Raw genomic sequence first — 10299 nt, 5'->3', positions numbered from 1 at the left:
CCCCGCCCGGCCGCCCGGCAACGCCGACCGCGCCAACCTGCAACCCCGACACCCCTGGCACCACGCTAGGACCTCTGCACAGCCCACCCCACGACTCGCCAGCCCCTCCCCCAATCTTCGAGATTCCAGGGCTGGCTGTGCAGAGGCAAGATGGCAAACCCCCATGTTGCAAAATTTCGTGTTTGCAACATGGGGGTTTGGGGGCTTCGCCCCCAAGAAGGGGTTCCACCCCTTCACCCCTTACAAAACTTTTGTTTTGCTGCACTTGTCCGAGAGTTGGTTGCAACAGTACGTGAATGAGTGCTACAGCGAGGTTCCTCAGAAAGCCGAGGTGGGGGACAAACCAACAACTCGACTGGTGGCGCAGTTGGATGAGTTGTGGTCATTTGTGGATGAAAAGGGCAATAAACAGTGGGTCTGGCTGGCGATGGATAGAGCCAGTCGTGAAATTATTGGGTGTCATGTGGGAGACCGTTCTACTGAATCGGCCCAAGCATTGTGGCAGTCACTGCCCCGCCTTTACCAACTATTCCTTCCCTGAAGCTGGGGTGACATTGCGATCGATTCTCTGGCGGCAAAAGACCAAAACTGAAGGGGAGGACGGCAAGAAGTATGAAACTTTCACGCTTAGCTACGAGCGCCCCGGAGCATTAGCCATTCGAGAACTTGTACCCAGTGGTGTGTTCTATGCAGAAGGGCGGCGTGTCAAAATCGACCAAATCGACCTCAAGCTCTCAGAGCCAGAAGAGTGGCGCATTTGCCGCAGCTGCAACTATGCTGTACGCGGCATTCAACCCGAAGCCCATACAAAAGCCTGTCCTCGCTGCAATGATTCCATGTGGAGTGATCAGGGACGACTCCGCCGCATGTTAAGGCTGCGTCAGGTGATGGCGAGTACGAGCGATCGCAAGAGCCGATTTGGGGACGATCGGGAAGACCGGAGTACAGCATTTTTTCAACGCCATCTTCTGGTCGATTTCAATCCAGAGTTTCGAGAAAAGACATTTCTGATTAAAGATAAAGAGTTTCCCTTTGGGATCGAATATATCTGCCGTACCAGTTTCCGAGAGGTGAACTTAGGAGAGTCTCTATCGATTGGAGAAACGGTTGAATTGGCAGGACAACGCTTCACCACGCAGGGATTCCGCGTTTGTAAAAGTTGCGGCAAAGTGATGCGAGGCGACAAAGCCAAGGATCACATGATTAGCTGCCAGTATCATGACAAACCCGACCAGGCAAAAGCATTAGATGTCTTGTACCTCTACCGCGAATTTGAATCTGAAGCAATTCGCTTTCTGATGCCAGATGAAAACTTCTGGACAGATCAAGGGCTACATTCCTTTATCGCTGCACTTCAACTTGGGTTGAGACAGAAATTTGGTGGCAAGGTTGATCACTTGTGTACAGTTATCAGCGAAGAACCTCAGCCAAACTCCTCCCTCCGAAAATCTTTTCTGTATCTTTTTGATACAGTTCATGGTGGTACAGGCTACTTGCGACAACTCATCCGTACCCCTGACGATCTACGAGATGTTTTTAGTCGCGCACTCGCTGTTGTGCGTGCTTGTAATTGTCAGAATGATCCTGGACGAGATGGATGTTACAGTTGCCTGTTTGCCTATCGCAATAGCTTTGACCAGGATGAAACCAGCCGTCTAACGGCTGTACGTCTCCTTTCTGCCATCGAAAAGCACTGGGCAGCCCTGGAGGAACCGTCAGAAGGGTTATCAGCCATTCGGCTCAACAGCAATTTTGAGAGTGAATTAGAACGACGTTTTATTGAAGCTATCCACCGTTACAGCGGTAAGGTCTATGAGGGAGCGTCCCCCATCCTCCGCAAAGAAATTGTCAACGGGCGGACAGGCTATTACCTGAAAGTCGGTGACGTGTCCTGAACGATCGAAATGCAGGTATTACTTACTGCTCAGGACGGTGTGGAGATCCCATCCCGTGCCGACTTCGTGATTCGTCCAGCCTCTAGCCGTATTCCCAGCCGTCCCATTGTCATCTTCACAGATGGTTGGAAGTATCACCAGGAGCGTCTCAGTGAAGATTTTCAGCAACGGCTTGCTATCCTTCGTAGTGGGCAGTTCTGGTGCTGGTCTCTGACCTGGGATGACGTGACTGCCCAGATAGACCCTGATCATCCGGTTAACCGCCCAAACGGTTTGGCTTGCTCACTGCCCCATGCAGTGATGCAGCAGGTTTACCAACAATATCAATGCCTTTCTCTGCGTCCAATGGAGGAGTTAGATAGTTTTGAATGGCTGATGCTTTACCTGTTCAACCCCAATGCCGAGGAGAGACAGCGTTGGGCATTGCTGAGAACAGCAGTTCAAGCGAAGTCCAACCCATCCATTTCACAAAATCAATGGTTGGAAAAGGCAACCTCCTATACTAATCAGGATGCAATCAATTACTGGGATCCACCCAATAAATGGGTTGGGACAGAAATCAGCATATCTCCGATCCTGACTCTTTGGAATGCGGTAGATATCCAACGGCATCCCCATGATCCAACAGGTAGCTTCGTACTGCTGCGACTGGACGATACTCCGCAAGTCGAGCGATCGCTCCTTCGCAGTAATTGGATTGAAGCATTGCGGTTGCTTAATTTTTATCAGTTTCTCTCTCACTGCTACGCAGTCACGACATCAGGTGTGGATCAAGCAAGAACCTTGCTGCCCAAAGTGACAAGCTACCCACTTGAACAAACCAATGGAGAAGATGAAGCATGGCACCAGTTGAGTCAGTTAATGGTTGACGATCGACTGCTACCAGCCCTGGAGCAAATGCGTCAGGAGCGTTGGACAATTCCAGAAGCAGGATATGAACTCATGGGCGATCTCAATCAAGTCGTTGCAATGGCAGAGCTAGCGTGGATTGAACATCGCATTGCCGTTACCCTAACGGAATCGGATCAGGTCACGTTTACGGAAGTAGGATGGAAAGCCTGGGACATCGAGCAATTTCTACAATCAATAGGTGATATTGGCGTGACGCTGAAAGGAGGGGTATAAATGGCGCTACAAAATACGTTCCGGCTGGCAATCTCCGACGACTTTTTTGATGCTTATAGCCGTTTGCCCCGCAATGCCCAAAGCAAAGTCTCAGAATTTATCAATCGCTTTCGTCAAGACCCAACCCGTCCTGGCTTAAATTACGAGTCAATTCGCGATAGCCGTGACAAGCGGATGAAATCCGTGCGAGTAGACCAGGCACATCGGGCGATCGTCCTGAAACCTGACTCTGGTAACGTCTATATCCTTTTGTGGGTAGACAAACATGATGATGCTTACACTTGGGCAAAACGTAAAGTTTGCCGGATCAACGAAGTATCAGGTGCCTTGCAAATCATTGACGTTGAAGATGTAGAAGTTACAACTGAACGGCTAGAACGAATTAATCAAGAGCAACCTCAACAGCCAGGAAAATTTGACTCTGTCGAAGACAAGCAATTAATGAAGCTTGGCGTTCCAGAAATTTTGCTTCCTGCTGTACGCCAGATCAAAACAGATGATGCCGTTGAACAGCTATTACCCCACCTACCCCGTGAGGCAAGTGACGCGCTCTTGATGTTAGCCGCAGGCTATGAACTGAATGAGGTTCTGCAACAACTAGATAAGTCCAAAGCCGTTCAAGCTGTCGATACCGAGGATCTAGAAAAAGCGCTGCAAAACGATGACAGCCTCAGCCGCTTCATGGTGATCACTGACGACACAGAACTGGAAGAGATGCTGGCGGCTCCACTTGAAAAGTGGCGGGTATTTCTGCATCCTACCCAGCGCAAGCTTGTCGATCGAGACTGGAATGGAGCAGTACGCGTTCTCGGCGGTGCTGGTACAGGAAAAACGGTGGTTGCGATGCATCGTGCAAAGTGGCTCGTACAAAACCGCTTTACCGACCCAAACGATCGCATTCTGTTTACCACCTTTACCCGCAATTTAGCCCTAGATATCGAAGCGAACCTCAAATCCATCTGTTCAACAGATCAAATGCGACGCATTCGAGTCATCAACCTGGATGCCTGGGTTGCAGAATTTCTTCGGCAGGAGGGTGTCGAAACCCGTATTCTCTACAGCGATGAAACAGATGACCTGTGGAAGCAAGCATACACGACTGCCCCAGTTGAGCTTGGATTGCCCTTAAGCTTCTATCAAGAAGAATGGCAAACCGTTGTGCTTGATCAGGGATGTCAGACCCTACGAGACTATTTAGTGGCTCGTCGTACTGGTCGAGGAACTCGCCTTAGCCGCCCTCAGCGTCAAATGATCTAGAGCGTGTTTGAAGAATACCGAAACCTGCTTCGAGAAAAGGGACTGCGCGAACCCGAAGATGCAATGCGAGATGCAGCCCAAATTATTGCAACCAAGGGAGCGGCATCTTTACCATTTAGGGCTGTCATCGTTGATGAAGCACAAGATATGAGTGAGGCTGCGTTTACGCTATTAAGGGCGATCGCAGGAGAACCAGCTCTTAATGATCTATTTATCGTCGGTGATCCTCACCAAAGAATCTACGGCAAAGTTGCTACCCTCAGCCGTTGTGGAATCAACATTCAAGGGCGATCTAGAAAACTCCGTTTAAATTACCGCACTACAGATGAGATCCGCCGATGGGCAACCCAAGTTTTGCAAGGAATGAGCATTGACGATTTAGACGGGGGATCTGACTCCCTAAAAGACTACCGATCGCTAATGCATGGGGATGAACCAGTCATTCAGGGTTTTACCCGATTTGATGATGAACTTTCCTATCTGAAACAACTGCTGTCCAGCATTCACTCCACAGAGCAAACCCTTTCTGGGACTTGTCTAGTATTCCGCACGGCTCCTTTGATGGAGCAGTATGAAACAGCTCTAAAGAACATGGAATTTCCAGTCAAACGCATCCGGCGAAATCAACCTGACAATCCATTAGAAGATGGGATCAGAATCAGCACGATGCACCGTGTTAAAGGACTGCAATTCAACTATGTGATTCTCCCTTCTTTAAATGCAGACACTATCCCTCTTAAAGCAGGACTAGAGCATTGTGCAGATGAAGCATCTCAAGACCGTTTCGTTGATGGAGAGCGATGCTTACTCCATGTTGCAGCAACCCGTGCAAAGAAGCAGGTCTTAATTACCTATTGCGGTAACCCTAGTCCACTGCTTCCCATCTCGAGATAGCTTAATCTTGAAGTTAACTGACAGAAATGCATTCAATTTTAGATAAGTCTATTTTTACAGTTCTGTGGTGCTAACAGTAACTCCAACGGATACCATAAATCTTCAGTAGGAAGACCATTCCTTAACTGTACTGATCACTGGTAGTTCAAGTATGTGCTATGAATTCACGTCACCAACAATGGATTTTAGCTCTGCCAGCACTTTCTCCAATCTCTTTTGTTTTTGAGGGTCAGCCCAAACTTTTGATCGCTTAGCCAGGCGTAATACATCATCTATCTGGCTTTTAAGTGAGGGAGAACTGTCCTCTTGCTTAGTCTTGTCAGTCTTTAGCTCAGCAACTTGTTCTTTAATCTGAGCCAAGGAGAGATCTTGTGAAATTGCTTTATCAAGTAAGTCTCCACGCAGCCCATCATCCTTAACACGGGCGATCGCCTGTGCCTTCGTGTAAGCGATTTTGCCTTGGCGTAAAGCCTCTAACACATCCTGTGGAAGATTGAGTAATGGAAGCCGATTATTTACAAAGGACTCCCAGGTCATCGTCCCTAGAGCAGCAAATACTGACTGAACTGCCTTATCCTCATCACTGCCCATAACGTTATGGGCAACATTTCCTTTAGCCTCATGCTGCATTCGGTAAAGGAGCTTGGGCACATCAGGTGCAGGCATTTGGAGCTTCAGAGATAGCAGTTGCAGAACTCCTTCCGTCTCCTCAACGGGGTTGAGATCCTCACGCTGTAGGTTCTCAATCAGAGCGATTTGGATAGCTTGCTCATCAGATAGCTCACGAATCACCACAGGTATTTCTGTCAACCCTGCTTCCTTTGCAGCACGGTAGCGCCGCTCACCTGCTACCAATTCATACTTGTCCGAATTCTCAAAACTACGGACAAGAAGTGGCTCTAGAATTCCATGCTCTTTGATGGAGAGTACAAGCTGCTCCATCTTTTCGGGATCAAAATACCGCCGGGGTTGCTGCTTGGGGAAACTGATCTGGCTAATTGCCAGTCTCTCAGGCGATGTCGGAGTTTCCACATCAGCAAATAATGCTACTGGAGCTGTAATTTGTCCTCCAAAAACTCGCTCTCGCTTCCGGGTCATGCTAATTTCTCCAGGTCTTTCGCCAATCCATCCAATATTTTCTTAGCAGGGTGTTTGGGACTATACACTGCTAAGGGAACTCGTTCCATTGAAGCATCTGCAAACACAGTTGACTTAGGGATAAATGGAAAAACTTTACCGAGGGGGGCAAGTTGTTCCCGAATTGCCTCTAGGGTCAATTCATCGTGAGAGTTACGTCCGTCATACATTGTAGGGATGAACCCAGCAATTTGTAGCTTACGATTTGGCTTAGCTTTGACTTTTTGTAGGGTTTGCAAGAGCATATCTGTTCCCTGAAACGCCTTAAATTGGGTCTGAATGGGCACCAGAATGTAGTCGGACGCAACCAACGAGATGTAGCTCAGCATCCCCAAACTTGGCGGACAATCAATCAAAATAAAATCGTACTGATCCCGGACTGGCTCCAAGGCATCTTTCAGCCTTGTATCCCGCATATAAGCAGTGACTAGCTCCTGCTCTGCGTCCGAAAGCTTCAATTGAGATGGAACTAGATCCATCCCATGAATTGCTTTGAGGATAGGCAGTTCCTCCTCAGGCACGATCGCGTGATAGACACTTCGGTCTACTTGCCTTGGATCGATCCCCACAAACGTCGTTAACGACGATTGCGGATCCATATCCACTAAAAGTACTCGGCGTTTTCTTTGGGCTAGGCTATAGCCGATGTTTGAAGCTAGAGTGGACTTTCCAACTCCACCGGCTTGGTTGAAGAGTGAAATAACTCGGCTCACTGGAATGTAGGTTTTAGGGGTAATTTTTTACTTTATCAGCTTGTACCAGAAGAAGACACCTGGTCAGCCTGAATACGTGATATTAAGAGTTTACGAGATAAGTGAGGAAGTAAATCCGAATTTTGACTAGATTTTGATGAGATGATGGCACTATAAACTGTTAAGTCACGAACGATAGAACCTTAACCGTGAGCGATCGCCTGTTTTCAATGCCCGAAAATTACGATGTTTTCCTGCGTCACCTCAAGGAACGCATCCGAAGTGCTCAGGTTAGAGCGGCTCTTGCCGTCAACCAAGAATTAATCCTCCTCTACTGGCAGATTGGGCGCTCTATTCTGGAGCAGCAACAACGAGAAGGCTGGGGCACTAAAGTTATCGAGCGTTTGGCAAAGGATTTGAAAAAAGAATTTCCAGAGATTAAGGGATTCTCTCGCTCAAACCTAGGCTACATGAAGGCTTTCGCTGAGGCATACCCAGATGAGGAAATTCTCCAACGCAGCGTTGGTAAATTACCCTGGCGGCATAACATTGCCCTGATCGATAAGCTAAAAACTCAAGAACATCGGCTTTGGTATGCTCAAAAGGCGATCGAGAATGGCTGGAGTCGAGACATCTTGGTTTACCAGATCGAGAGTAACTTAATCCAACGACAGGGCGAAGCTGTCACGAATTTTGATCGAACTTTGCCCCAACCTCAATCCGATCTTGCCAAACAGTTGATTAAGGATCCTTACAGTTTTGAATTTTTGTCGATTCAAGAAACAGTACAAGAACGGGAGCTAGAGCAAGCTCTGGTCACTCAGATCCGAGATTTTCTTCTAGAGTTAGGCGTCGGTTTTTCATTTGTGGGGAGCCAGTACCATTTGGAAGTTGATGGCGATGACTATTATTTGGATCTGCTTTTCTACCACCTAAAACTTCGCTGCTTTATCGTCATTGATCTCAAAATGACTGAGTTTTTGCCAGAATATTCTGGAAAGATGAACTTTTATGTCTCTGCCGTCGATGACCAGATGCGACATTCAACAGATAATCCAACGATTGGGCTTATCTTATGTAAATCCAAGAGTAAAACGAAGGCAGAGTATGCTTTACGGAATTTGAACACACCGATCGCCGTTGCTACTCACCGACTGCCCAAACAACTAAAAGAGAGCTTACCTTCGATTGAACAGCTTGAGATGCAATTGGAGGCAATTATCTCTGAATTAGAGAGTGACCAGGAACAATAACGCCCACAAAGGGGCTTCAACTCGTATCGCTAGGCTAAGATTAATCCGTACTTAAAGGGTTTACTTGGTATAGGAGTCTTTTGTGTCTTACGAAGAACTACTCAACAGATTGCATAGAACCTGGATACAAGCTTTAATTGACGATCATTGGAACGATTATGCTGCAATTCTTGTAGATGCTGATCTAGACTATAGCCTTGAGCAGGACTATGGTGAGGAGATTATAAGTAGTGTTTCAGTATACTTACCACTTAGCTCCTATACGCTACTTGGAAAAGATGAAGTAGCGAAAGAAATCCTCACAGAAAAATTCAAATTTGTCGCAGAAGGACATATTTGGTACAGCATGGATAAATTTCCTGTACATTTCAGAGTCAAGCTCTTGGAAGTTGAGGAAGATTGGCAAAAAACTATTAAGTATCTCATCGCACAATCTAAAGAATTAAACCAGGCAGTTATTTCAGAAAAGATAGGTATGAGAGAAGGAAGAGAGCCTGCCGTCTATACCTACAACGAGATGAAGTTTGCCTCGAAATCAGAGATCAGGATTGCTCAGGAATTAGAGCAAGCTGGTGTATTGTTCTTTCCCTTACCTCTTGCCGTTAGAAATGAGACAGGAAAGAATTACTTAGATCATCGTGAAGTTGACTTCCTTATCTGTGTAGATGGTACTTGGGGAGTTTTAGAAGTAGCGCATCATCCAGATAGATACGAAAAAGATGCAGAGAAGCACGCATGGCTGCAAAAGTCTGGAATTCTTTGTGTTGTTCATCGCCCTGCGGAGAAGTGTTACAACCAGCCAAAAGCTGTAGTAGCAGAATTTTTAGAAATCCTTGCGAAGTATAAGAAATAAAGTTAGCCAGTTAAACATAGAGATGCCGACTCAACCCTGCTAAATCCAACTCAGCAGGAACAAAGCACCCAAAAGTGCTTCTGCCACCACACCGCCGATATTTTTGACTGTAATGCTGCGGTCAAAGATACTGGATAACAGTCGCACGATTAGCGCTTCGCGCAACCCCAAGGGAACGCCGCTCCCAAAGAAGCTACACCCAAGACCGTAAAAGCATCCGCAGACTGCAACCAGAGGCAGGTCGCTCCCAACCCCAGAAAGAAGCTACCGAGTGTTGAGCGAATCTCAGAAATGCCGACCGGGGCGATCGGACCAAGCCCGACAAAGGCAGCCATTGTTTTCGGAAAGAGCAATGCGGCTCCTCCCAGCAGCATCAAAAGCACTGCCGCCACGTTGGGAGCAAACTGAATCAAAGTTTCCACAAGCAAAACAGAATAAGGGCTATTTCTATTGGATTGCTTGAAATTGAGGTAGGCTACTGTCCATTGGTAGAAGTTCTTATGCTTCCTGTGCCTCCCCTATGGTTCAATCTGCCCGGTTTCAATCCACTATCGGCATCATCGCCAGTATCCTGCTTCTTCTCATGCCCTTTCAAAGGGTAATTCCAATCGAACTGAGTGTGCTGGAAACCGTTGCTGTCGTGACCTACGCCTGGAGTGTCTGGTTACTGGCAAAAAACAACCCCCTTGGATGGTGGATTGGGTTGGTCGGGACAGCCCTCTACGGAGTTGTCTTCTACCAGGCAAAACTGTACGCAGAGGTTGGGTTGCAGGTGTTTTACTTCATCACCAGTTTGCAAGCCATCTACATCTGGTTACAGGGTGGACAGAACCAGACTGAGAAACCTGTGGGGCATATTTCCAGGAAATGGTTGATCCTGACAGCTATTTTGGCGATCGCCAGCATATTCGCTTTGAGATCGTTCCTGATTGCCATTCGAGGAGCGGCTCCCTTTTTGGATGCCCTCACGACGGTCATGAGTCTGGTTGCCCATCTCTATCTCATGGGCCGTTTGGTGGAAAGCTGGTATTTGTGGATTACGGTGGACCTGATTTATGTGCCGCTCTACGCTTTCCGCCACCTGTATTTAACCAGCATCCTTTACGCCGTTTTTGGGTTGATGGCTTTAAGCGGGTTGAAGAACTTTCAACGCATCGATCGCGAACAACAGTTGAAGGCAATTGAGCAGTAGG

The 10299-nt window shown here is 47.4% G+C and carries 11 protein-coding genes; 8 read left to right on the top strand and 3 right to left on the bottom strand.

Annotation, left to right across the window (positions count from 1 at the left end; all coding sequences use genetic code 11):
• The 5 genes from AC1S52_RS01180 to AC1S52_RS01160 all read left to right on the top strand — a co-directional run.
• Window positions 1-541 (top strand): IS1 family transposase (locus AC1S52_RS01180; protein WP_482027210.1); only part of this gene is annotated, 541 nt, incomplete at its 5' end.
• On the top strand, window positions 444-1895 hold the full coding sequence (locus tag AC1S52_RS01175) for a DUF1998 domain-containing protein (protein WP_482027209.1): 1452 nt from the start codon (window positions 444-446) through the stop codon (window positions 1893-1895). The genes AC1S52_RS01180 and AC1S52_RS01175, both read left to right, overlap by 98 nt.
• A 9-nt stretch (window positions 1896-1904) precedes the next feature.
• Window positions 1905-3020: a hypothetical protein gene (locus tag AC1S52_RS01170; RefSeq protein WP_482027208.1), complete on the top strand. Its 1116-nt coding sequence runs from the start codon at window positions 1905-1907 to the stop codon at window positions 3018-3020.
• Window positions 3021-4277 carry a UvrD-helicase domain-containing protein gene (locus AC1S52_RS01165; protein ID WP_482027207.1) on the top strand — a complete coding sequence of 419 codons (1257 nt, stop codon included), beginning with the start codon at window positions 3021-3023 and terminating at the stop codon, window positions 4275-4277.
• A gap of 3 nt (window positions 4278-4280) precedes the next feature.
• The gene (locus AC1S52_RS01160; protein WP_482027206.1) at window positions 4281-5171 is read left to right on the top strand and encodes a 3'-5' exonuclease; all 891 of its coding nucleotides are present in this window, start codon (window positions 4281-4283) and stop codon (window positions 5169-5171) included.
• Window positions 5172-5327: 156 nt separating this feature from the next.
• Here AC1S52_RS01160 and AC1S52_RS01155 read toward each other — a convergent pair whose 3' ends face one another.
• Window positions 5328-6269, bottom strand: coding sequence for a ParB/RepB/Spo0J family partition protein (locus AC1S52_RS01155; protein ID WP_482027205.1), 942 nt, complete (start codon window positions 6267-6269; stop codon window positions 5328-5330).
• A complete protein-coding gene (locus AC1S52_RS01150) occupies window positions 6266-7021 on the bottom strand; it encodes a ParA family protein (RefSeq protein ID WP_479719781.1) in 756 nt (251 codons plus the stop codon). Before AC1S52_RS01150 ends, AC1S52_RS01155 begins: the two co-directional genes overlap by 4 nt.
• 188 nt (window positions 7022-7209) lie before the next feature.
• Here AC1S52_RS01150 and AC1S52_RS01145 point away from each other — a divergent pair, with 188 nt between their 5' ends.
• Window positions 7210-8253: a PDDEXK nuclease domain-containing protein gene (locus tag AC1S52_RS01145; protein ID WP_482027204.1), complete on the top strand. Its 1044-nt coding sequence runs from the start codon at window positions 7210-7212 to the stop codon at window positions 8251-8253.
• A gap of 82 nt (window positions 8254-8335) precedes the next feature.
• On the top strand, window positions 8336-9106 hold the full coding sequence (locus tag AC1S52_RS01140; protein ID WP_482027203.1) for a hypothetical protein: 771 nt from the start codon (window positions 8336-8338) through the stop codon (window positions 9104-9106).
• A 149-nt stretch (window positions 9107-9255) separates the two neighbouring features.
• On the opposite strand, the gene AC1S52_RS01135 is transcribed toward AC1S52_RS01140, so the two are convergent.
• The gene (locus tag AC1S52_RS01135; protein ID WP_482027202.1) at window positions 9256-9528 is read right to left on the bottom strand and encodes a hypothetical protein; all 273 of its coding nucleotides are present in this window, start codon (window positions 9526-9528) and stop codon (window positions 9256-9258) included.
• A gap of 98 nt (window positions 9529-9626) precedes the next feature.
• On the opposite strand from AC1S52_RS01135, the gene pnuC reads away from it, so the two are divergent.
• Window positions 9627-10298 carry a nicotinamide riboside transporter PnuC gene (pnuC, locus tag AC1S52_RS01130; RefSeq protein ID WP_482027201.1) on the top strand — a complete coding sequence of 224 codons (672 nt, stop codon included), beginning with the start codon at window positions 9627-9629 and terminating at the stop codon, window positions 10296-10298.
• Window position 10299: the final 1 nt, after the last annotated feature.

This window comes from Kovacikia sp. CALU 1929 (genome assembly GCF_056784235.1).
The sequence above is the reverse complement of the archived record's forward strand: the minus strand, read 5'-3'. Positions and strand labels throughout refer to the sequence as shown.